Genomic DNA, 22,274 nt, shown 5'->3' with positions numbered 1-22,274 from the left:
TCAGGCCTGCGCCTGCTGGAGCTGTTCAAACAGCTCCGGCGGGATGGCGTAGATAAAGACCACCGCCAGCAGGTTCTTGGCAGCGTGGACGAAATAGGAGAACATCACGTTCCGGCCGGTCCAGACGTAGACGAACACCAGGGTGGCGCCCATGGCTAGGTAGGGCAGCAGCGCCGTCAGGGTGATGGCTTCCTGGCCGGCGATGTGGATGCCGGCGAACACCACCACGGACAGGGCGCAGCAGAGCCAGATGTTCAGCCGCCTGCTGAGCTTGCCGATCAGGAGGTGCCGGAAGATGTACTCCTCCACGAACGGGCCCACCACCACCAGCACGGGCACAATCAGCCAGGCCGGGACCTGCTGCATCAGCGACTGCAGGCCGGCCTGGTTGGCGGAGGTCTGGGCTTCCCCGCCCGCAGCCACCACCACGGCCGTCAGGATCATCATGACGATTACGGCCGCCGGCACCATCAGCAGGGTGAACCACGGGCGGGTGGCCAGGACCAACAGGTCCCGCACCACCACCCGCCGGGCCGCCAGGAACGCAAGGACCGCCACGGATCCGTAGAAGATCAGGTTGACCAGGTAGGACGCCGCCGCCGGGGAGGGCGCCAGTTGCTGAAGCGCCGGCGCCAGGAGCTCACCGGCCACGGTGAAGACGCCGGCAATGGCCACATACGTGCCGAGGGCGGCGAAATCCAGGGGAGCGAAGCGGTACAGCTCCGGCTGTGGTGCGGGCGGGCGGCGGTGCGTGGTGGCCATGGTTTCAGCCTAGCTTCCGGATGCCCCCGGGAGCGTTTTCGGAATCAGGCTTCAGGATTGCCCGGCGATGGTCAGCGCGATCAGCACGCAGTTCAGTCCCACGATCAGCGTGGCGCTGGTCCAGCCGGCGATCTTCAGGGCACGGGAGTCAACGTGGATGCCCATGATCTCGCGTTTGCCGGTCAGCCGGATCAGCGGGATCAGTGCAAACGGAATGCCGAAACTGAGCAGCACCTGGCTGAGGACCAGCGCGAGTGTCGGCTCGATTCCTGCCCCGAGGATTACCAGGGCGGGGATGAGGGTGATGACCCGGCGGACCAGCAGTGGAATCCGGACTTTCAGCAGGCCGCCCATGATGGTTGCGCCGGCGTAGCAGCCCACCGAGGTGGACGCCAGGCCCGATGCCAGAAGCCCCACGGCGAACACGACGCCGATGGCGGGTCCCAAGGCGGCGGAGACGGCGGCGTGGGCTCCTGCGATGGTGTCCGTTCCCTCGATGCCGCGCAGGCTGGATGCGGCCAGCAGCAGCATCGAGATGTTGACCACGCCGGCCAGCAGCAGCGCGCCCAGCACATCGAACCGGGTGGCCCGGATCAACCGGGTCCGCACGGCCGGGTCCGGGGAAAAGCCGAACCGGTCACGTGCCAGCGCAGAGTGCAGGTAGATGGCGTGCGGCATCACCGTGGCGCCCAGCATGCTCGCGGCGAGCAGGACGGTGTCCGTTCCCTCGAAACGCGGAACCAGTCCGCCCAGGGCGCTGCCGGCGTCGGGCGGGTTGACGAACAGGCCGGCCATGAAGCCGACGGCGATCACTCCGAGGAGGACCAGGACGGCGTACTCGAAGGACCGTTGGCCGCGGGCGGTCTGCAGCGCCAGCAGCAGCATGGAGGCGATGCCGATGATGACTCCGCCCAGCAGGAGCGGCAGCCCGAACAGCAGGTTCAGGGCCACGGCGCCGCCAATGACTTCGGCCATGTCAGTGGCGCCGGCAACCACTTCGGCCTGCACCCAGTAGAGGCGCCGGGAGCGGGTTCCCAGCCGCTTGCCGAGGATTTCCGGCAGGCTCAGGCCGGTGGCGAGGCCCAGTTTCGCGGACTGGTACTGCACCAGGACCGCCATGGCGTTGGCAATCACCAGCACCCAGACGAGCAGGTAGCCGTAGTTCGCGCCGGCGGTCAGGTTGGCGGCGACATTTCCGGGATCCACGTAGGCGATGGCGGCGACGAATGCCGGGCCCAGCAGCAGGAGCCGTGACCACAGCCTGCCTGCGGCTGGCCGTACCTGCAGGGTGGGTGCTGCCATGATCATCTCCTCGCCGTTGCGGTAATGACATGAGAATACCGCAAATTTAGGCATGCCGAAAAGTATCTTTACGGACTGCCGTAGCAGGGTGGGTGTAGTGCGCGTCACGTGGCACCCGGGTGGATCTTGTACGATGGATAGGCCGCGCGAAGCTTCGGCAAGTCGAAGACTTACGCTCACAAACGGCCGTCCCAACGGCTGAAGGCCGAATATGTGAGCTGGATCATTCGCTTCCGGATGCGGCCAACCCCCAACCCACAAGGAACCGTTGTGCCTCAAAGTACCCCGCCCGAAATCAAGAACAGCACGGCATCATCCACCGCCGTCGACCCGTCCCTCAGCGCCGAGGGCTACAGCAAAACGCTGGGCAGGCGCCACGTCACCATGATCGCCATGGGCGGCGCCATCGGCGTCGGCCTCTTCATGGGAGCCGGCGGCCGCCTCGCCTCCACCGGCCCGGCCCTCATCTTCTCCTACGCCATTGCCGGCGTCATCGCCTACCTGCTGATGCGGGCCCTGGGCGAACTCATCATGTATCGCCAGACCTCCGGCTCGTTCGTCAGCTACGCCGGTGAAATGTTCGGCCGCAAGGGTGCTTACCTGTCCGGCTGGATGTACTTCATCAACTGGGCCATGACCGGCATCGCCGAACTCATCGCGATCGGCCTCTACTTCCAGTTCTTCTTCCCCAACGTCCCCGTTGAACTGTCCGCCATCGCCGCGCTGGTGCTGCTGGTGGCCGTGAACCTCTTCAGCGTCAAGGCCTTCGGGGAATTCGAATTCTGGGCCTCCTGCCTCAAGGTCGCCGCGATTGTCATCTTCCTGGCCGTGGGCACCTTCATGGTGGTCACCAACGCCAAGGTGGGCGACGGACACGCCTCCGTGGCCAATCTCTTCCATGACGAAGGCGGCATGTTCCCCAAGGGCGCGCTGGTCATGATCCTTGTGCTGAACGCCGTCATTTTCGCTTACAACGCCATCGAACTGGTGGGCATCACCGCCGGCGAGATGCAGAACCCGGAACGCGAAGTCCCCAAGGCGATCCGCGCCGTCGTGGTCCGCATCGTCGTTTTCTACGTCGGCTCTGTCTCCCTGCTGGCCATGCTGCTGCCCTCGGACCAGTACAAGGCCGGGACTTCCCCGTTCGTCACCGTCTTCGGCCAGATGGGCCTGGGCTGGATGGGCGACGTCATGAACATGATCGTCATTACGGCCGCCCTGTCCTCCTGCAATTCGGGCCTCTACTCGATCGGCCGAATCTTCCGCACCATGGCCAACAACGGCCACGCGCCGCAGTGGCTCACCCGCATGTCTACCCGCCGGGTCCCGTACATGGCTATCCTCGCCATCGGCACCGTCTACCTGGTGGGCATCCTGCTGAACATCTGGCTGGGCGGTTCGCACGCGTTCGACCTCGCCCTGAACACGGCCTCCATCGGCGTGATCTTCACCTGGGGGTCCATCTTCGCCAGCCAGATCGCGCTGCGGAAGAAGAAGGGCAGCGTGTCCACCCTGCCCATGCCCGGCTCGCCGTGGACCAGCTGGGCCGGCCTCATCGCCCTGCTCGTCATTGCAGTCCTCATCGGCTTCGACACCATGACCAGCAAGGACGGCGAGGTGTTCTACCTGGGGCTGTGGACCCTGGCCACCATTCCGTTCTTCGCCGTGGTCCTCTGGCTGGGCTGGCAGAAGGTCAAGAACAACGCACCCAAGAGCGAGCTCTTCAGCTAAGGCTGCAGAACTGCCGGGATACGCACGACGGCGGCCCGCCCCTGAGTACCGAAAGGCTCGGAGGGTGGGCCGCCGTTTTCGTAAGTCCTCCGGTCAGTCCTTCAGGTACCGCGCGAAGTAGTCCTCAATCCGCCGCCACGCCTCCGGGGCGGACTCCGGATCGGGGCCCACACCCATGACGCGCATCAGGGGCCGGAGGGGTGCCGGGCCCAGCCCTTCGTCATTAAGGAAGCTGTGGCCGGCGCCGGGAAACTCCTGCACGCTGTGCTCGATGCCCAGTTGGTCGAGGGCCGAATCGAGCCGGGCGGCCGCTCCTTTAAGTGACCTGTCCGCACCGCCGTAGTTGGCCACGATGGGGCAGGCGCCGCGCAGGGCCTCCACGAGGTCCTCCTGCTCCTTAGGGAGGCGTCCGTAGTTGACCGCCGCGGCCTGGAACCCGTCCTTGGCGGCCAGCAGGGCGAACCCGCCGCCCATGCAGAATCCGATCACCCCCGTTCTGCCGTTGCTGAGGTCCAATTCCGCAAGCCAGGTGCGGGCCGTGGCGATGTCGGTGAACGGCCGGCCCGTGCGGGCCACCATGGCGCGCATGGTTCCCACCAGGCACCGCCGCGCCCCGCCGTCGCTGTACAGGTCCAGCGCCAGGGCAAGGTAGCCGACCCGGGCCAGCCGGTCCGCGTGGCGGCGGGTCTGGTCATCCAGGCCGAAGGCTTCATGGATTACGACGACGGCGGGAAAGGGGCCCTCGCCCTTGGGTACAGCCAGGTAGCCGCCCAGCGAGGGCGATCCGCCGGCGGCCATGCTCTCGGTGCTCAGGTCCACGTTCGTCATGGCCCAAGGCTAGCCGCACGCGGGGAATGCTGGCCCAAGGCTAGCCGCACGCGGGGAATGCTGGTGCAGGGCGGCGGCGCGGGGCAGACTGGGGCATGTGGGCGAACCCTGGGTGCTGCATGTGGATCTGGACCAGTTCATCGCGGCCGTGGAAGTGCTCCGCCGCCCTGAGCTTGCCGGCAAACCTGTGATCGTAGGTGGCCGGGGCGATCCCACCGAACGGGCCGTTGTCTCAACCGCCTCCTACGAAGCCCGGGCCTACGGCGTCGGATCCGGGATGCCGCTGCGCATCGCCGCGCGGAAAGTTCCTGACGCTGTCATTCTGCCGGTGGACCAGGAGGCCTACCTCCAGGCCTCGGGGGAGGTGATGGGCGTGCTGCGCTCCCAGCCCGGCGCCGTCGTCCAGGTGCTCGGCTGGGACGAGGCGTTCGTCGGCGTGCAGGCCAGTGATCCCGAGGCCTACGCCCGCCAACTGCAGGAAGCGGTACTCGAGGCCACCAGGCTGCACTGCAGCGTGGGCATCGGCGACACCCTGGTCCGCGCCAAGGTGGCGACCACGTTCGGCAAACCGGCTGGTGTTTTCCGGCTGACGGCGGAGAACTGGCTGGACGTCATGGGGAACCGGCCCACCATCGACCTGTGGGGAGTGGGAACCAAGGTGTCGCGCCGGCTGGCAACGCTGGGGATCACCACGGTGTCCCAGCTGGCGGCGGTGGACCCGGGCATTTTGGTCCCCGAGTTCGGTCCCAAAATGGGGCCCTGGTACGCGCAGCTCGGGCGGGGTGACGGTTCCTCGGTGGTGGATGACACCCCATGGGTGGCGCGCGGCCACAGCCGGGAGACCACGTTCCAGCGCGACCTCACGGAACCGGCGCAGGTGGATGAAGCTGTCCGGGAACTGGTGGCGGCGGTGCTGGAGGATGTTGCCGCTGAAGGGCGGCCGGTGGTCGGGCTGACGCTCAAGGTCCGGTACGCCCCGTTCACCACCAAAACCTATGCCCGCAAAATTCCCGAAACCGCGGACCCCGGGGAGGTGCTGGCCCGAGCCCTCGGCCTCAGGGGCAAAGTGGAACCGGACCGGCCCATCCGGCTGCTGGGGCTGCGGGCTGAAATGACCATGCCGGACGACTCGAGGCAGGGGCATACGCCAACCCGCAGTGGCTGGTGACCCACAAGCCCTGTCACGCCCGGGCAGCAAAATGGCGGCGAATCCGGGGGATCCGCCGCCATTGTCTACCGGTTCAGCACGCCGTTCGCTGCGGCCGCCCCGGTAAAGGACTAGTTGCGCTTGAACTCGTCCTTGACATTTTCGCCGACCTTCTTTGCATCAGCCTTGACCTGATCGGTCTGGCCTTCTGCCTTCAGGCGGTCGTTGTCGGTTGCGTTGCCAGCAGCTTCCTTGGCCTTACCGCCCATGTCTTCTGCTGCGTTACTGATCTTGTCTCCGAGGCCCATGGTGTGGCCTCCTTTCGTTTCCGTCGATCAAACAATGCCCTTTCACACTAACACGAAGCATGCTTACTAATTCAAGCCCCGGCGGGCCGCGGGCGGTCGGCCGCCCTGCCTTTGTCCGCCCGCGGCGATAGGCTCGACGTCATGGACCAAAGCCTCAGCCTGACCCAGCACATCCATGCTTCGCCGGAAAGGGTGTGGGCCGTAATCACGGATATCCGGAACGCACCCGGGACGCTGTCCGGGGTGGAGGCGGTGCAGCTCCTGACGGACGGTGCCTACGCCGTGGGCACCCGCTGGAAGGAAACACGGAAGATGTTCGGCAGGTCTGAAACCGTGGAGATGTGGGTGGACAGCGCGGAACCGCCCCGCACCACCACCGTTAAAGCCGCCCAGGGCGGGGCGGCTTACAGTACCAGGTTCAGCCTGGCCAACCGCGACGGCGGAACGGACCTGACGCTGACCTTTGGTGCCAAGCTGTCCAAACCCACGGCGGCCACCCGGGTCCTCGCCGCAGTGTTCGGCAGGCTGGGCATGGCGGCAAGCGGCAAAGCGCTCGCCAAGGACCTGGCGGACATCGCGGCCAAAGCGGAATCCGCCCGGTGAGCGGGTCCGGAACCAGGCGGCCCAAGGCTGCCGTCACCGCCCCGCGGCTTTCGCCGGTCCGGCTTGAGGACCTTGAGGACCGCGGCCTGGACTTCCGCCGCGGCGGGCGCCATGAGGGTGCCCGCTACAACCGCCTGGACGCCGATGGGCTGGAGCTATCCGGCGCAGACTTCTCCGAGTGTGAACTCCAGGGCGTTTCCTTCAACGAAGCCCAACTCCGCGGCGCCGGATTCCGCGACACCGTCATCAGCGAGCTGTATGCCCCCGTTTTCAGGGCCGCCCGCAGTACCTGGCGGGACGTTGAGATCAGCAACCCCCGGCTCGGTTCGGCCGAACTCTACGAATCAGGGTGGCAGTCCGTCCGGATCGAAGGCGGCAAGCTGGACTACCTGAACCTGCGCGGGGCGAAGCTGACGGACGTGCTCATCACCGACTGCATCATCAACGAACTGGACCTTGGTTCGGCAGCGGCAACGAGGGTGTCGCTGACGGGCTGCACCATCGGAGCCCTGGACCTTACCGGCGCCAGGCTTAAGGACTTCGACCTCCGCGGGGCTGACTTCCGCAGCGTCAGCGGCATCGGCAACATGGCCGGCGTCGTCATGGACGAATACCAGCTGGGACTGCTCGCGCCGCTCCTGGCCGCACACCTGGGCATCACCGTCATCTAAGTGGGGCTACGCGTGGCCGGGTCTGCCGTGTACTATTTACAGAACGAACGGTCGGTAAGTAGTGCATTTGCGATGCCGGCCGCCGGTGACAGTGCTGTTAATCGCGTGAAGGGTGTTTCCATGGCTGCAAGCGCAGGTCCCCAGGCTTTCCTGGTAGGCGGAGTCCGGACTCCGGTGGGCAGGTACGGAGGTGCACTCTCGGCGGTCCGGCCCGATGACCTGGCCGCGCTGGTGGTCCGTGAAGCCGTGCAACGCGCCGGCCTGGACCCGGACAGCATCGACGAGGTGATCCTTGGCAACGCGAACGGCGCCGGTGAAGAGAACCGCAACGTCGCGCGGATGGCGGTCCTCCTGGCCGGGCTGCCGATGCACATCCCCGGAATTACCGTCAACAGGCTTTGCGCGTCCGGGTTGAGCGCCATCATCCAGGCCAGCCACATGATCAAAGCCGGCGCCGCGGACATCGTGATCGCAGGCGGCGTCGAGTCGATGAGCCGGGCGCCCTGGGTGCAGGAGAAGCCGAGCGCCGCCTTCGCCAAGCCCGGGCAGATCTTCGACACCTCCATCGGGTGGCGCTTCACCAACCCCCAGTTCCAGCACGGTGCGTTGTCCCGGGACGGCAAGATGACCTATGCCATGCCTGAAACCGCCGAGGAAGTGGCCCGGGTGGACGGCATCTCCCGCGAGGACGCCGACGCCTTTGCCGTCCGCTCCCACGAACGTGCCCTCGCCGCCATCGACGCCGGCCGGTTCAGGGACGAGATCGTCCCGGTCACCGTCAAGACCCGCAAGGCCGAAACCGTGGTGGACACCGATGAGGGTCCCCGCGCCGGCACCACCGCCGAGGTGTTGGCGAAGCTCAAGCCCGTGGCGCATGGCGGGTCGGTGGTCACGGCCGGGAACTCTTCGTCGCTGAACGACGGCGCCTCCGCCATCATCATCGCGTCCGAAGCGGCCATCGAGCGGCTCGGCCTGACGCCGCGTGCCCGGATCATCGACGGCGCCTCAGCCGGATGCGAGCCCGAGATCATGGGCATCGGCCCGGTCCCGGCCACGCAGAAAATCCTGAAGCGGTCCGGCCTGAGCGTCGGTGACCTGTCCGCCGTCGAACTTAACGAAGCCTTCGCCACGCAGTCCCTTGCCTGCATCCGCCGGCTGGGCCTGGATCCGGACATTGTGAACAACGACGGCGGCGCCATCGCTTTGGGCCATCCGCTCGGTTCCAGCGGCTCACGGATCGCCATCACCTTGCTGGGACGGATGGAGCGCGAGGACGCCAAAATGGGCCTCGCCACCATGTGCGTCGGCGTCGGCCAGGGCACGGCCATGCTGCTGGAGAAGATCTGATGCCGGGCGCAGTGGATCTGGCGGCCGAAAAGTTCTCCGCGCTTCTGGTGGAGGAGCAGGGCGACCGTGTGGTGGTCCTGCTGAACCGCCCCGAGGTGCGCAACGCCATCGACCAGCAGATGGTGGATGAGCTGCACACAGTCTGTGCCGCGCTGGAACAAAATCCCAAGGTCCTGATCATCGCCGGCGTGGATGGCCTGTTCGCCTCCGGCGCCGACATCGCCCAGCTCCGTGAGCGGCGGCGGGACGATGCCCTGCAGGGGATCAACTCCACCATTTTCGTGCGGATCGCCAAGCTGCCCATGCCCGTCATCGCAGCCGTGGACGGGTACTGCCTGGGCGGCGGCGCGGAGTTGGCCTACGCGGCCGACTTCCGGATCGGGACCCCGGATGTGAGGATCGGCAACCCGGAGACCGGGCTGGGGATTCTGGCCGCCGCAGGTGCCAGCTGGCGGCTCAAGGAGCTGGTGGGGGAGCCGGTGGCCAAGCAGATCCTCCTTGCGGGCAAAGTGCTGGGCGCCGACGAGGCCCTGGCCGTCAACCTCATCACCGAGATCCACAGCCCCGCGGAGCTCCTGGGTGCCGCCCACAGCCTTGCTGACCGTATCGCCCGGCAGGATCCCCTCGCCGTCCGGATCACCAAGTCCGTGTTTCATGCCCCCGCTGAAGCGCACCCGCTGATAGACCAGCTGGCCCAGGGCATCCTCTTCGAATCGCAGGCCAAGTTCGACCGCATGCAGAAGTTCCTGGACCGCAACGCGGCCAAGAAGGCTGCATCCTCCGACACCGCTGACGGAAAGTAGAAATCCATGAGCAACACTGCAAATCCTTCTGGCCTGCCTGCTGATCTTTCCCCTGACCTGCCCGCTATTCTTCCCGATTTCGTCGGGGTGTTGGGTGGTGGCCGGATGGGTGCGGGCATCGCGCACGCGTTCCTGATCAAGGGCGCCGATGTGCTGGTGGTGGAGCGTGATGAGCAATCTGCCGAGGCTGCCCGGGAGCGGGTGGAGTCCGCTGCGGCCAAGAGCATCGAGCGCGGTGTGGTGGACGCGAACCTGGACGAGATGGCTTCCCGGCTGACCGTGGGCGTGGACTATGACGCGTTCAAGGACCGGCAGCTGGTGGTCGAGGCCGTGCCCGAGGACTGGGATCTGAAGGTTTCTTCGCTGCGCGGGATTGAGGAGCGGCTGGCGCCGGAGGCGTATCTGGCGTCCAACACGTCATCGCTGTCCGTGAACGGGCTCGCTAAGGAGCTGCAGCGGCCCGGGAACTTCCTGGGGCTGCACTTCTTCAACCCAGTGCCGGCGTCCACGCTGATCGAAGTGGTCCTCGGCGAACACACCGCACCCGGACTCGCTGACGCGGCGAAAAGGTGGGTGGCGGCTTTGGGGAAGACCGCCGTCGTCGTCAACGATGCGCCGGGCTTTGCCTCGTCCCGGCTCGGCGTGGCAATCGCCCTGGAGGCGATGCGGATGGTCGAAGAGGGTGTGGCGTCGGCTGAGGACATTGATAACGCCATGGTCCTGGGCTACAAGCACCCCATGGGGCCGCTGCGGACCACGGACATCGTGGGCCTGGACGTGCGGCTGGGCATCGCTGAGTACCTGCAGTCCACGCTCGGTGACCGGTTCGCCCCGCCGCAGATCCTCCGCGACAAGGTGGCCCGCGGCGAACTCGGCCGCAAGACCGGCAAGGGCTTCTTCGACTGGCCCAGCTAGGACAACCCGGGAAGTGCGGCGCTTAGTCGAAGAAGCCGACGATGTAGCCGATGAAATACAGCAGGAACAGCAGGACGCCTGCGCCGATGGCTCCAAGCCAAAAGATCTGCTGGCCCCGTCCGGAACCAGGTTGCCGGGGTTCCTGAGTGCCCGCCACCGAGCCTTCCCCGGGCGGGGTTTCGCCCGGGGGAACTCCGCCGCCGGGTTCCAGGCCTGTGATCTTGTCGTCTTCCGGGTCCGGATTGGTTCCTGACACGTTAACTCCCTTGCTCGCGGTCTGGGGCTTTCCCCAGCGTAACCGGCCCCGGTGTTTGGTCCTAGGCTGGTGCAGTGACTTTCCTTGAGCCCCTTACCCTGACCGGCCGGTACGTAATCCTCGAGCCCCTCGACCCAACCCACCATGACGGGCTGGTGCAGGCGGCGGAGGACGGCGAACTCTGGAAACTCTGGTACACCTCAGTACCGTCTCCCACCGAGATGGCGGGCGAAATCCGGCGCCGCCTGGCGTTGCAGGAGCAGGGGTCCATGCTGCCGTTCACCACGCGGCTGATCGACCCGGAAACCGGCGGTCCCGGCCGGATCATCGGGATGACCACCTATATGAATGTCGACGCCGGCACTCCCCGCGTGGAGATCGGCTCCACCTGGAACGCGGCGTCAGTACAGGGCAGCGGAACCAACCCGGACTCCAAGCTCCTGCTGCTGCAACACGCGTTCGAGACGCTGGGCTGCCCGGCAGTGGAGTTCCGCACGCACTGGCTGAACCACCAGTCCCGCGAGGCAATCGCCCGGCTGGGCGCCAAACAGGACGGCGTCCTCCGCAGCCACTCCCGGACCAACGACGGGCTGCTGCGTGACACCGTGGTGTTCTCCATCCTGGAACACGAATGGCCCATGGTCCGCGCCGGCCTGGAGTACCGCCTGGACCGGCGCGGGTAGGCGCCAGGTTACGGCTGGTTCAGCTCGAAAGCACCCTGGCCGACCAACGCGGCATAGTAGCCATGCCGGTAGCCGAGGCCGTTGGGATGAAAATTCGCCGGGTCGAGGACGCCGGCCGAACTGACGTTGATCCAAGGTTCTGCCGAGCCGATACTCATCGCAGTTCTCCCTTGAACATGACCTCGGGCTGAGGGCAGACAGGTCTGACGGTACCTCCGGGAGAACCCCGTTTGCACGGGTGAAGGGTACGCGGCTTTCGCCGTCCCGGTACCCGTTTGTGACATGCGGGGTCCACCTGCTTGTGGTTAGCTGTGCGGATGGAGAAAGCGGGCGGGTCCATGGACTGGGATGGTGCTGTCAATGCCTGGCATGTTGCCGGCGGTGTATACCGAATGGGCCGGCGGGAATGGCTCACGGAAGCAGGCTGGCGGCAGGCGTACGACGACGGCGTCCGCACGGTAGTGGATCTCCGTAACGCCGCGGAAGCCCGGCGCCGGGACACTGATCCGGTGGTGCCTGCGGCGGCGCTGCACGGACTGGCCGTGGTGTCGGCTCCCACAGAGGAAGCCAACCACCAGCAGTTCGCCGCACTGACCGGACCCTACCTGAACGACCCCGCCTACTACGCGGACAACGCCCGACTGTTCCCGAACAGGATCGTGGCAGTCTTTCGCGCCCTCGCGGACGCCGCAGACCGGGGAGCGGTGGTGCTGCACTGCGCCGCGGGGCGTGACCGCAGCGGCCTGGTGGCGGCCATGGTGCAGGACCTCGCGGGGGACTCGGACCACCAGATCGCCGAGGGCTATCGTCGGGCAGCGCGTGGCATCAATGAGCGGTACCGCACCCATGGGCCACCGCACAGCCGGGAACGCTACCTGGCCGACGCCGAACTGGCGCCTCTGCTGGAGCAGCGCGGGAAAGCCGTGGTGGACTTCGTGCGGACCCTCGACAGCCGTGGCTACCTCCTCAAGAACGGACTCAGTGACGCCGAACTCGACGCAGTGCTGTCCCTGTGTGGAGCGGGTGTGGCCCGATGACCCCGCCGTCAGTGCTCAGGTACCTCTCGCTGGGTGCCGTTGCAGGCATCCTTGCGTCGTCGGCCTACGTTGCTGCGCCGGCCTGGGCTGCCGATGGCCAGGCCGCAGCCACGGCGTCCCCCGATGCGCCCGCCGTCGGAACGCCGGCCGGCGGAACATCTGGGGCCGGAACGCCAACCGCTGGAGCACCTGCCGCCGGAACGCAGGGCTCCGGGCTGTCGGAAGGCGCCCTCGACGCCGCCGTCCAGCGGGACCTCGGACTCACCCGGGAGCAGTTCACCGCGGCCGGAGAGCTCGGCGCCCAGGCGGCAGCCGCGGCCGCCCAGTTGCGTGACGTCCCCGGATACGTCGGGATCCGGCTGGCCGACGGCCACGTGGTGGTCACCGGATCCGGCCCGGAGTTCCTCGCCAAAGTGGCAGCTCTCGCCGGGAACCTTCCGGACCTCGCCGTGGAGGCCCCGCAGGCCCGGCGTACCGACGGCGGCGCGGCACCCTCCGGCGGGGGAGCGTTCGACGGCTCACAGCTGGCGGTCAGTACCGAGCAGCTCTTCCAGGCATATGTGCGCGACGTCGGCCCCGAGGGCCTGCAGGCAGTCATGGCCGCGGACGGGAAGTTCGTCATCCGCACAGGGGCGCTGAACGCACCCGAGTCGGCCGGCCAGGCCGGTGGGGTGGCGGCTGACGCAACAACCGCTGACCTAGCAACCACTGCAGGGACGGCCGGAACGACGGCGGCCGGCGGCTCCGGCAAGGTCTCGCCAGCCGACTTCGTGGCCCGGTACGCCAACGTGGAGCTCGACGGCGGCGCCCCCCTCAAGCCCGAGGCCGATGTTCCCGGCGGCGTGGGCTACATCGCCGATACCGGCTGGATCTGCTCCACCGGGTTCTCCGCCTTCGACCCCGCGGGACTGCCCGCCGTCCTCAGCGCAGGGCACTGCGCCTCGGACGGGCAGGCTGCAACGGCAACCCTGGAGTTCCAGTTTGTCCGGAAGGACCAGCTGGGCGAGTTCGGGTTCAGCCAGTTTGGCGGCCCCGGCAACTCCCGCATCATCGAGAACCCCGTGGACCCCGAGAACCCCGGAAACGTGGGCACGGACATCTCGGTGATCCACAACATTCCGAAGGGACTGGATCCGCTGCCCGCCGCCAGCACCTGGGGTGATCCTTCGCAGCCCGGCCCCGATGTGAAGATCATCGGCACCGCCGATCCGGTCCTGGGCATGCCCATCTGCCGCTCCGGCCGGACCTCGGCCTGGTCCTGCGGAACAGTGGACGCCGTGGGAATCTACGTGGTGCCCGGCCCCGACTTCGCCGCAGACCCCACCGATCTCCGCGCCTTCCGCGGATTCCTCTCCTATGGCGTCCAGTCCAGCGGCGGCGACTCCGGAGGCCCCTACGTCAGCGGCAACTACGCCTTGGGAACCCACGCCGCCGGTGACGCGCCCCCCGCGCCGGGCGAGCCGGCGCCCGCCAACTTCGCCGTGGGCGCCACCCTCTCGGAAAGCCTGGCCGTCCTTCCCGGCTACCAGCTGGAACTGTTCCTCAACAAGCCTGCCGTCAGCTCGCCCGCCCCCGGCGGAACCTACGAACCGGGGCAGGCCATCAGCGGCAACGTCCCGGCAGCCCCCGCCTCCGCCGTCGCCGCAGGCTCCACGGTCAGGATCACGGTGGAGGGCAAGGACCCGGTGGAGGTCCCTGTCGACGCCGCGGGCAACTGGAGCTTCGCCGCACCGGAAGGCAACGGACCCCTCCGCTTCACGGCCGAGACGGTTAACGGCTTCAGCACCTCAGGCGCCGCTGAGTTTGAGTTTGCCCAGGCAGCAGCTGAGCCGCCTGCGCCGGAGCAGCCTGCCCCCGGGAACCCGGTGCCCGGGGTTCCCGCCCCGGAGCCGCCAGCACCGGAACTGCCCAAGCCCGTCATGCCCGCCGACCCGGCACCCGTCCCCGCTGACCCGGCCCCGGCTGTGCCCGCCCCCGCGGCACCGCAGCCGCCTGCGGACGCAGGTCTCGTCGTCGTACCTTTTGATGCCGGTACGTCCCCCGTGGACCTGGCAAACACTGGACCGTCAGGGCTGGTTCCCGCAGCCCTCGCAGCGGCCGCGGCGCTCGCCGTCGGAATCATCCTGACAGTCCTGGTGCGCCGCAGGGGCCGGCGTTCGGCCAAATGAACAGCGGAAGGGCGGGACGCGTAAAGTGCCCCGCCGTTCCGGCGTAGAAAGCGGGTTGGGCCGGCCGTCAGTGGTGGCCGTGCCACCTGTTCGTGCCGTCAACCACCTGCACTGCCACGCCCAGGGTGCCGTCAGCCAGGCTTCCCCACGCGTAAACGATGGTGTTCTTCCCGCCCTCAACGGTGACGTCCGCCGGGCCGATCACGGGATCGGTGGTGCCGGCTGCAGCCACCGACGCCGAGTAGGTACCGGCCTTGAGCTTCAGCGTGGCCTCATCCGGGTTGCTCAGGCCTTCGATGACCGCTTTCCCACCGGCCAGCACGTCGACGGCGGGAGCTGCCGCTACGTGCCGGACCGTCAGCTTGCCTTTGCTGTCGTTGCGGGGAGCCTTGGTGTCGTTGGTGAAGAGGGTCGCGATGGGGGCGCCATCGGCATTGAGGTGGGCCACGGCGGTGTAGTTGCCGCCTTCTTCGAGCTCCACGTCCACCGGTCCGATGACCGGGTTGTCGGCGCTGGTGGCGTCGGCGGCGGTGATGGCGATCTGGTAGTCGCCGGCGGCCAGTTCCAGCGGTCCTGCAAGGGTGCCGGGCTTGAAGTCGTCCAGGGTGAGGGCGCCGTTGACCCACACATCCACGGTCAGGCCGGGAACGCCATGAAGTACGGACAGCACCGCGGGGTCGTCATTATGGTGCCATCCGCCTGCCTGGGCGGGGGCGGCGAAGGCCAGGGAAGCGGCAAGTGAAAGTGCTCCGGCGGCGTAGCTGATTTTGCGCATATCAAACTCCTTGAAGGATGCCCGGTGGCCGGGCTGTTTATGCTTACGCGCTTAATACCGCGGGAACGGGGTCCTTGGATGCAGGCCGGGGAAACATTTCTTGGTGCCTAGTGTTTGTGCTTCCGCAGCAGGTTGGTGATGCGCAGGGTGCAGAGCCGCTGGCCGGCCTCGTTGGTGATGAGTACTTCGTGGGTGGTCAGCGTGCCGCCCAGGTGGATGGGCGTGGCCGTGATGGTGATCTGGCCTTCCCGGGCTGAGCGGTGGTGCGTCGCGGAGACGTCGATGCCTACCGCCGTCTTGCCCATGGTGCTCGCATGGATGACCGCCGCCCAGGACCCCACGGCCTCACCCACCGCCAGTGAAGCGCCACCGTGCAGCAGGCCGAAGGACTGCCGGTTTCCCTCCACGGGCATGGTGGCGACCACCCGCTCCACGGACTCCTCCAGGATTTTCACCCCCATCTTCTCGTCGAGCTCACCGAGGGTGATCTTCCACAGTTCATGCTCTGTGGGGGAGTGGTGCGGGGCGGCGTCGCTCATGTGCTCTCCTAGTGCGCTGCGGGGACATTCCTGTATGGTACTTATATTACCGAACGGACGGTCAGTAATCATTCCAGTATTCACTGACCGTTTGTCTGCCCCTTTTTGGAAGGACCCGTCAACGATGACCACCACTGCCACAGCGCCCCACGCCACGCTCGATACCGTGGAGACGGTGCCCAGCTTCATTATGGACTCCTGGTGGACGCCCGAAACCGGCTCCGCCGCTGCCACCCCGGTCCGCGACGCCAGCACAGGCGAGCTCCTGGCCAAGGTGAGCACCGAGGGGCTGGACCTTGCGGCCGCCGTGGACTTCGGCCGGACCACCGGCCAGGCCGAGCTGGGCAAGCTGACCTTCCACCAGCGCGCCCTCAAGCTCAAGGAGCTGGCGCAGTACCTGAACGCCCGCCGTGAACACTTCTACGGCTTCTCCTACCAAACCGGCGCCACCAAGATCGATTCCATGGTGGACATCGACGGTGGCATCGGCGTGCTCTTCACCTTCGGCTCCAAGGGCCGGCGCGAACTGCCCAACTCGCAGGTGGTGGTGGACGGGCCCATGGAGGTGCTGTCCAAGGACGGTTCCTTCGCCGGCGAACACATCTACACCCGCATCCCCGGCGTCGCAGTGCAGATCAACGCCTTCAACTTCCCGGTGTGGGGCATGCTGGAAAAGTTCGCCCCCGCGTTTATCGCCGGCGTACCCACCATCGTCAAGCCCGCCACCCCCACCGGCTACGTTGCTGCTGCCGTGGTGAAAGCCATCGTGGAGTCCAACGTCCTTCCCAAGGGGTCGCTGCAGCTGGTCTCCGGCTCCGTCCGCGGGCTGCTGGACGTGCTGGACTACCGGGACCTGGTTTCCTTTACTGGATCCGCCGCCACCGCGAAGTCCCTGAAGGCGCACCCGAACGTGGTGGAGGGCGGCGTCCGGTTCACCTCCGAAACCGACTCCCTCAACGCCGCCATCCTCGGCCCCGACGCGGTGGAGGGCACCCCGGAATTCGAAGCCTTCGTCAAATCCGTGGTCACCGAGATGACCGTCAAGGCGGGCCAGAAGTGCACCGCCATCCGCCGCGCCATCGTGCCGCAGGAACTGGTGTCCGCGGTTTCCGCCGCCATCGGCAAGCGCATCCAGGAACGCGTGGTGGTGGGCGATCCGCGCGCCGAGGGCGTCACCATGGGTGCGCTGGCGTCCGTGGAACAGCTGGAGGACGTCCGGGCGGCCGTGCAGTCCATGCTCGACGCCGGCGGTGAGCTCGCGTACGGAACCCTTGATTCGCCGTCGGTCACCTCCGCCGACGGAACCACCGGCGTGGTGGACGCCGGCGCCTTCATGGCCCCCGTGGTCCTCAACTGGGACAACCCCGAAGCCGAGGCGCTGCACTCGCTGGAAGCCTTCGGCCCGGTCTCCTCCGTGGTGGGCTACACGGACCTCGCCGACGCCGTCCGGCTTGCCGCCCGCGGCGGCGGCTCACTGGTGGCCTCCGTCTGCACCAACGATCCCGACGTGGCCCGTGAACTGGTCACCGGCATTGCCGCGCACCACGGCCGTGTCCTCATGCTGAACCGCGAAGACGCCCGCACCTCAACCGGCCACGGCTCACCCGTCCCGCACCTGGTGCACGGCGGCCCCGGCCGCGCCGGCGGCGGCGAGGAGCTTGGCGGCATCCGCTCCGTCCTGCACCACATGCAGCGCACCGCCATCCAGGGCTCGCCCAACATGCTCACCGCCGTCACCGGCGTCTGGCACGCCGGCGCGGACCGCAACTTCACGGTGGACACCGAGGGGACGCACCCGTTCCGCAAGCATCTGGAGACCCTGCGCATCGGCGATGCCGTCCGCTCGGACCTGCGGCAGGTCACCCTGGAGGACATCACGGCCTTCGCCAACACCACCTGGGACACCTTCTACGCCCATACCAACCAGGAGGCCGCCGAGGCCAACCCGTTCTTCCCGGGCATCGTGGCGCACGGCTACCTCCTCCTGGCCTGGGGCGCCGGACTTTTCGTGGAGCCCGCACCGGGCCCGGTCCTGGCCAATTACGGGCTGGAGAACCTGCGCTTCATCACTCCGGTTGCGGCCGGCGACTCCATCCGGGTGACCCTCACCGCGAAGAAGATCACCCCGCGTGAAACGGACGAATACGGCGAGGTGGCCTGGGACGCCGTCCTCACCAACCAGGACGACGAGATCGTGGCCACCTACGACGTCCTCACCCTCGTCGAGAAGTAGCCCCGACGCCCCATCACCTTCTGTCGGTTTTTCCTTGACGCGCCATCACTTTTTGGAAGAAAGTGGTGGCGCGTTTGGGTTTTCGGGACGGGAGGTGGTGGCGCATTTGGGCTTTGGGGGCGGGGGTTGCGGGGGTTGCGGGGCAAAAGGGGGAGGGTGTTTCGCGGCTCCCCGGCGTAAGATTCTGCCTCGTAGGAGGTGGCCACATGAACCTCAAAATGAGCACAGCCACAACCATCCTGCCGGTCGATGACGCAGCCCGCGCCCGCAGTTTCTACACCGGGAAACTCGGACTCCCGCACCGCGGAATGACAGACGATGGAAGCGAATTACTCGGCACCGACGGCGGCCCGATGCTGCAGCTGATGCCCGTGTCGGACGGCAAGCACTCCGAGCACACGGCCTTGAGCTTCGAAGTGACGGACATTGAACGGACCGTCCGGGACATGGAAGCCATGGGCGTGCGGTTCCAGGACTACAACCTGCCCAACCTTCGGACCGAAAACCACATCTGCACCACCGACTCGGAAAAGTGCGCGTGGTTCATGGACACCGAGCACAACATCCTCTGCGTCCACGAGCGGCTGAACGGCCAGCCGGACTACCAGGTCTAGGAAGCACTAACAGCAGCAGGGGCGCTCCGGTCGGATCGGGGCGCCCCTGCGTCGGTTTCTCGCCCGGCCCGCTGGCGGGCCGGGCCGGTCCCTACTTGGACCAGACGATCGGGTTCTTGCGGTACGGGTTGTCGCTGGAGCTTGCGTAGCTGAAGCCCGAATCGGCGTAGTCCGCCGAGACGATCTCGTCGCCGGCGGGTGCGAGGAAGACCTGGCACGAGGTCATGGTGCTGCCCACCTTGTAGCTCAGGTTGTCACTCGAGCCGGTGGTCTCAAACCGCTTGGTGGGGCACTGGTCCAGGGAGCCGATGATGATCAGCTTCTGGGCATCCGTCCCATCCTTCAGCTGGGCGTTCAGGCGGGGTTCGCTGATGCCGGCGGAGGGCTTGCTCAGGCTGTCCAGGGTGTGTTCGGTGAAGACGTAGTACGGCGTCTGCCCGGCGAACTTCGCGGCGTCCTTCAGGGCGGCAAGATCGGCCTCGGCACCAGCGGTGATCTTGGTGACGCTGGTGGTGTAGGTGGCTTCCGTGTACTTGGCGTCAGCCTTATCCTTGCCCGTATTGGTGTGGGTAACTGCCTTTTCACCCAGGCCGAGCTTTGTCCCGGGAGCCGTAAGGTCCTTCGCGGTTCCGGAGGCACCGGCCGGGGAGGCGGCTGAAGCGCTGGCTGACGAGCTGGCGGAGCTGCTGGGTGACGCCGACGCTGAAGTTGCCGCTTCGGTTGACGGCTGGCTGTCGGATGCCGCAGGCGCCTCGGCTGCGCATGCGGACAGTCCCAGCCCCAGGACGGCGGCAACGCCCAAAGCGGTCAATGGGCGCGAAGAAGTGCGGTTCCTGATCATGATTTCCCCCTGATGATGTGATGCGAACACGGGTAACTATAACGTATGGATTTATTGCCTTGCCGAGATGCGAAGGCCTTTTGTGTGGTTGGTGGTTCCGAGCTTACGGCGCAAAAACAGGCCCGGCGATGGGCAGGGCTGCCCATCGCCGGGCCTATAAGTTACTGCGCGCCCGGGCTGATTACCGCCCAGGGTTTAGTGCGGGAGTGTCAGGACTCCGCGCCGCCGTGCAGCCCGTCGTCGCTGCTGTCATCCTCGCGGCCGGTGCCCTTGCCGGACTCGCTCTGGTCGGAGAGGTCCATGTTGCCGCGGGCCTCTTCCAGGGTGGGACCGCCGGCCGGGACGCTGTAGGTGTCCGGCCGGATGCCGTGCGACTGCTCCTCGATCAGGGCCTGCTCCTCGCTGAAGCGGATGACGTTTGCTTCGTCGGCTGCGTCCCCGGGGATGTCCTCCCGGATCTTGGACGGATCCGGAACGATGAATCCTGCGTCGGGCTCTTCTTTGTGGGTGCTCATCTTCCCTACCTTCCTGTAGTCAGTGGCTTTCTACCACCGTAGCCTTGAAGCAGGGAAAGTACCAAGCACCCTTATTACTTGCGGAGTGCCCGGTGACAGTGCTGGCCGCCGGGTCAGGTGGTGGAGGTCGCGTGCCCGTGCAGGCCGTCGAAGGCCATGGTGATCACATCGTCCGCGAGCTTCCCGGGGCTCAGGGAACCCCCGGGCTTGTACCACTCCACGATGGAGTTGATCATGCCGAACAGGAGTCGGGTAACCGTGCGCGGGTCGATGTCCTGGCGCAGCGAACCCTCATCCCGGGCGGCGGAAATCAGCGCCGCAACCTTGTGGTCGAAGGTACGGCGGCGTTTCAGCGCGTCCCGCTCGATCTCGGTGTTGCCCCGCAGCCGCAGCAGCAGGGTGACGAAGGGCAGGCGCTCCACGAGGACCGCCACGGTGCGGCGCAGCACGAACTCCAGCCGGGCATCGGCGGCACCTGCGGTGGCCTCGGGCTGTTCTAGGATGGACTCCAGCCCGCCCAGCGCGTGGTCCAGGGCGAGCTTCAGCAGGTCGCCCTTGGACGGCACATGATGGTAGATGGCCGACTTGGAGATGCCCAGGTTGTCCGCGAGTATCCCCATGGACGTCGCGTCGTAGCCATGGCGGTTGAAGACGTCGACGGCGATGCGCAGCACCGATTGCTGGTCGTAGCCGGGACGGCCGCGCTTGGCTGATCCGTTGGTGGCTGCGCCGTTGGTGCTGGTGGTCTGGCTGGGCATAGTGGCTAGTTTCTCATGAACGGTCGGTAGGCCCGGACCGGGGCCCGGGCCTGCCGGCTCCGTCTATCCCTTGGGCCGCATGTCGTAGATGCGGCGAAGCTTGCCGTTGGAGCGCTCAAGCGATCCGGGATCCACCACGTCCACCGTGCACGAAGAACCCACGTGGATCTTGATCTGCTCCTTCAAGGCGCGTGCCGCCGTCGTGCTCTGCTCAATGGTGACGGCGTCCCGCCGTTCGATCCGGACGGTCAGCTGGTCCATCCGCTGCCCTTCCGGGCGGGTGAGCTCAAGCTGGAAGTGCGGGCTGAGCTCGGGGATGCGGAGGGCAATTTCCTCGATCTGGGACGGGAAGAGGTTCACGCCGCGCAGGATGATCATGTCGTCGCTGCGGCCGGTAATGCGTCCCATCCGGCGGTGGGCTGGGCGGGCGGTGCCGGGCAGGAGCCGGGTGAGGTCCTTGGTGCGGTAGCGAATGATCGGCAGGGCTTCCTTGGTGAGCGAGGTGAAGACGAGTTCGCCGTGTTCGCCGTCGCGCAGGACGTTTTCCTTGCCCGCCAGGGGGTTGAAGGGGTCAATGATTTCGGGGCGGAAGTGGTCCTCCCAGATGTGGCTGCCGTCCTGCGTTTCCACGGCCTCGCCGGCAACGCCCGGCCCCATCACCTCGGACAGGCCGTAGATGTCGCAGGCCTTGATGTTCATCATGACCTCGAGCTCGTGCCGCATCTCCTGCGTCCATGGCTCGGCGCCCAGGACGGCGAACTTCAGCGACGTGGAGGCGGGATCGATGCCCATGTGCGCCATGGCGTCGGCGATGGTGAGCAGGTAGGTGGGCGTGGCCAGGATGGCGTCCGGCTTGAAGTCCTGGATCAGCTGGATCTGCCGTTCGGTCTGGCCGCCGGACATCGGGATCACGGTGCAGCCCAGGGCCTCGGCGCCGGCGTGCGCGCCCAGGCCGCCGGTGAACAGGCCGTAGCCGTAGGCGTTGTGGACCTTCATGCCGGGCCGGATGCCGGCGGCACGGAAGCTGCGGGCCACCAGCTTGGCCCAGTCGGCGAGGTCCTGCCTGGTGTACCCGACGACGGTGGGCCGGCCGGTGGTGCCCGAGCTGGCATGGATGCGGGCTACTTCGTTCTGCGGCACGGCGAACATGCCAAACGGGTATTCGGCGCGCAGGTCGTCCTTGGTGGTGAAGGGGAAGTTGCCGAGGTCAGCCAGCTCGCGGAGGTCGTTCGGGTGGATGCCGGCTTCGTCGAACTTGCGCTTGTACAGCGGCACGCGCTCGTAGGCGTAGGCAACGGTGTGCTGCAGGCGGCTGAGCTGGAGCGCCTCGAGCTCGTCGCGGGAGATGGTCTCCTCGCGGTCCAGGAGGGCGTCGGTGCCGGTGGCTGCGGTGTCCACGGAGGCGGCGGCGGGGGTTTCGGGGGCATGCAGGGTCATG

At 67.0% G+C, this 22,274-nt stretch carries 24 protein-coding genes; 12 read left to right on the top strand and 12 right to left on the bottom strand.

Going from position 1 to position 22,274, the window contains the following annotated elements:
- Positions 1-762, bottom strand: coding sequence for a CPBP family intramembrane glutamic endopeptidase (locus tag ACP3TD_RS16485; protein WP_426764057.1), 762 nt, complete (start codon positions 760-762; stop codon positions 1-3).
- Between the two features lie 51 nt (positions 763-813).
- Positions 814-2,064, bottom strand: a complete 1,251-nt coding sequence (locus tag ACP3TD_RS16480) for an Nramp family divalent metal transporter (protein WP_426764056.1) — start codon at positions 2,062-2,064, stop codon at positions 814-816.
- Between the two features lie 270 nt (positions 2,065-2,334).
- On the opposite strand from ACP3TD_RS16480, the gene ACP3TD_RS16475 reads away from it, so the two are divergent.
- On the top strand, positions 2,335-3,795 hold the full coding sequence (locus ACP3TD_RS16475; protein ID WP_426764055.1) for an amino acid permease: 1,461 nt from the start codon (positions 2,335-2,337) through the stop codon (positions 3,793-3,795).
- Between the two features lie 93 nt (positions 3,796-3,888).
- Here the strand turns inward: ACP3TD_RS16475 and ACP3TD_RS16470 are convergent, their stop codons facing one another.
- The gene (locus tag ACP3TD_RS16470; protein ID WP_426764054.1) at positions 3,889-4,623 is read right to left on the bottom strand and encodes a dienelactone hydrolase family protein; all 735 of its coding nucleotides are present in this window, start codon (positions 4,621-4,623) and stop codon (positions 3,889-3,891) included.
- 112 nt (positions 4,624-4,735) lie between these two features.
- Between ACP3TD_RS16470 and ACP3TD_RS16465 the strand changes: the two genes are divergently transcribed.
- Entirely contained in the window at positions 4,736-5,791 is a 1,056-nt protein-coding gene (locus ACP3TD_RS16465) for a DNA polymerase IV (protein WP_426767277.1), read from the top strand.
- A 110-nt stretch (positions 5,792-5,901) separates the two neighbouring features.
- On the opposite strand, the gene ACP3TD_RS16460 is transcribed toward ACP3TD_RS16465, so the two are convergent.
- Entirely contained in the window at positions 5,902-6,078 is a 177-nt protein-coding gene (locus ACP3TD_RS16460) for a CsbD family protein (protein ID WP_045729318.1), read from the bottom strand.
- Between the two features lie 141 nt (positions 6,079-6,219).
- Between ACP3TD_RS16460 and ACP3TD_RS16455 the strand changes: the two genes are divergently transcribed.
- From ACP3TD_RS16455 to ACP3TD_RS16435, 5 genes are all read left to right on the top strand, one after another.
- Positions 6,220-6,681, top strand: a complete 462-nt coding sequence (locus ACP3TD_RS16455; RefSeq protein WP_426764053.1) for an SRPBCC family protein — start codon at positions 6,220-6,222, stop codon at positions 6,679-6,681.
- Complete coding sequence (locus ACP3TD_RS16450) at positions 6,678-7,352, top strand: pentapeptide repeat-containing protein (protein WP_426764052.1); 675 nt, start codon at positions 6,678-6,680, stop codon at positions 7,350-7,352. The genes ACP3TD_RS16455 and ACP3TD_RS16450 overlap by 4 nt, the downstream gene beginning before the upstream one ends.
- A 120-nt stretch (positions 7,353-7,472) precedes the next feature.
- Positions 7,473-8,699 carry a thiolase family protein gene (locus ACP3TD_RS16445; RefSeq protein WP_426764051.1) on the top strand — a complete coding sequence of 409 codons (1,227 nt, stop codon included), beginning with the start codon at positions 7,473-7,475 and terminating at the stop codon, positions 8,697-8,699.
- A complete protein-coding gene (locus tag ACP3TD_RS16440) occupies positions 8,699-9,502 on the top strand; it encodes an enoyl-CoA hydratase/isomerase family protein (protein WP_426764050.1) in 804 nt (267 codons plus the stop codon). The genes ACP3TD_RS16445 and ACP3TD_RS16440 overlap by 1 nt, the downstream gene beginning before the upstream one ends.
- A gap of 6 nt (positions 9,503-9,508) precedes the next feature.
- Positions 9,509-10,417 (top strand): 3-hydroxyacyl-CoA dehydrogenase family protein, encoded by a 909-nt coding sequence (locus ACP3TD_RS16435; protein WP_426764049.1) that lies wholly within the window; start codon positions 9,509-9,511, stop codon positions 10,415-10,417.
- A 22-nt stretch (positions 10,418-10,439) separates the two neighbouring features.
- Here the strand turns inward: ACP3TD_RS16435 and ACP3TD_RS16430 are convergent, their stop codons facing one another.
- Positions 10,440-10,673, bottom strand: a complete 234-nt coding sequence (locus tag ACP3TD_RS16430) for a DUF6480 family protein (protein WP_056076498.1) — start codon at positions 10,671-10,673, stop codon at positions 10,440-10,442.
- Positions 10,674-10,747: 74 nt separating this feature from the next.
- On the opposite strand from ACP3TD_RS16430, the gene ACP3TD_RS16425 reads away from it, so the two are divergent.
- Positions 10,748-11,356 carry a GNAT family N-acetyltransferase gene (locus ACP3TD_RS16425; protein ID WP_426764048.1) on the top strand — a complete coding sequence of 203 codons (609 nt, stop codon included), beginning with the start codon at positions 10,748-10,750 and terminating at the stop codon, positions 11,354-11,356.
- Between the two features lie 8 nt (positions 11,357-11,364).
- Here the strand turns inward: ACP3TD_RS16425 and ACP3TD_RS16420 are convergent, their stop codons facing one another.
- Positions 11,365-11,514 carry a hypothetical protein gene (locus ACP3TD_RS16420; protein ID WP_426764047.1) on the bottom strand — a complete coding sequence of 50 codons (150 nt, stop codon included), beginning with the start codon at positions 11,512-11,514 and terminating at the stop codon, positions 11,365-11,367.
- 159 nt (positions 11,515-11,673) lie between these two features.
- Between ACP3TD_RS16420 and ACP3TD_RS16415 the strand changes: the two genes are divergently transcribed.
- The gene (locus tag ACP3TD_RS16415) at positions 11,674-12,393 is read left to right on the top strand and encodes a tyrosine-protein phosphatase (protein ID WP_426764046.1); all 720 of its coding nucleotides are present in this window, start codon (positions 11,674-11,676) and stop codon (positions 12,391-12,393) included.
- Complete coding sequence (locus ACP3TD_RS16410; RefSeq protein ID WP_426764045.1) at positions 12,390-14,561, top strand: S1 family peptidase; 2,172 nt, start codon at positions 12,390-12,392, stop codon at positions 14,559-14,561. The genes ACP3TD_RS16415 and ACP3TD_RS16410 overlap by 4 nt, the downstream gene beginning before the upstream one ends.
- A gap of 67 nt (positions 14,562-14,628) precedes the next feature.
- Here the strand turns inward: ACP3TD_RS16410 and ACP3TD_RS16405 are convergent, their stop codons facing one another.
- On the bottom strand, positions 14,629-15,336 hold the full coding sequence (locus tag ACP3TD_RS16405; protein WP_426764044.1) for a DUF4397 domain-containing protein: 708 nt from the start codon (positions 15,334-15,336) through the stop codon (positions 14,629-14,631).
- A 107-nt stretch (positions 15,337-15,443) separates the two neighbouring features.
- Positions 15,444-15,875 (bottom strand): PaaI family thioesterase, encoded by a 432-nt coding sequence (locus ACP3TD_RS16400; protein ID WP_056076165.1) that lies wholly within the window; start codon positions 15,873-15,875, stop codon positions 15,444-15,446.
- Between the two features lie 124 nt (positions 15,876-15,999).
- Here ACP3TD_RS16400 and paaZ point away from each other — a divergent pair, with 124 nt between their 5' ends.
- Both paaZ and ACP3TD_RS16390 read left to right on the top strand, forming a co-directional pair.
- Positions 16,000-18,108, top strand: coding sequence for a phenylacetic acid degradation bifunctional protein PaaZ (paaZ, locus tag ACP3TD_RS16395; protein WP_426764043.1), 2,109 nt, complete (start codon positions 16,000-16,002; stop codon positions 18,106-18,108).
- A 218-nt stretch (positions 18,109-18,326) separates the two neighbouring features.
- Positions 18,327-18,722 carry a VOC family protein gene (locus ACP3TD_RS16390; RefSeq protein ID WP_426764042.1) on the top strand — a complete coding sequence of 132 codons (396 nt, stop codon included), beginning with the start codon at positions 18,327-18,329 and terminating at the stop codon, positions 18,720-18,722.
- Between the two features lie 91 nt (positions 18,723-18,813).
- Here the strand turns inward: ACP3TD_RS16390 and ACP3TD_RS16385 are convergent, their stop codons facing one another.
- From ACP3TD_RS16385 to paaK, 4 genes are all read right to left on the bottom strand, one after another.
- Complete coding sequence (locus tag ACP3TD_RS16385) at positions 18,814-19,563, bottom strand: hypothetical protein (protein ID WP_426764041.1); 750 nt, start codon at positions 19,561-19,563, stop codon at positions 18,814-18,816.
- Positions 19,564-19,772: 209 nt separating this feature from the next.
- Complete coding sequence (locus ACP3TD_RS16380) at positions 19,773-20,078, bottom strand: hypothetical protein (RefSeq protein WP_426764040.1); 306 nt, start codon at positions 20,076-20,078, stop codon at positions 19,773-19,775.
- 113 nt (positions 20,079-20,191) lie between these two features.
- A complete protein-coding gene (locus ACP3TD_RS16375) occupies positions 20,192-20,836 on the bottom strand; it encodes a TetR/AcrR family transcriptional regulator (RefSeq protein ID WP_426764039.1) in 645 nt (214 codons plus the stop codon).
- A gap of 63 nt (positions 20,837-20,899) precedes the next feature.
- Complete coding sequence (gene paaK / locus ACP3TD_RS16370) at positions 20,900-22,273, bottom strand: phenylacetate--CoA ligase PaaK (protein ID WP_426764038.1); 1,374 nt, start codon at positions 22,271-22,273, stop codon at positions 20,900-20,902.
- Position 22,274: the final 1 nt, after the last annotated feature.

The organism is Pseudarthrobacter sp. 1G09, assembly GCF_050038305.1.
Classification (GTDB): domain Bacteria; phylum Actinomycetota; class Actinomycetes; order Actinomycetales; family Micrococcaceae; genus Arthrobacter; species Arthrobacter equi.
The sequence above is the reverse complement of the archived record's forward strand: the minus strand, read 5'-3'. Positions and strand labels throughout refer to the sequence as shown.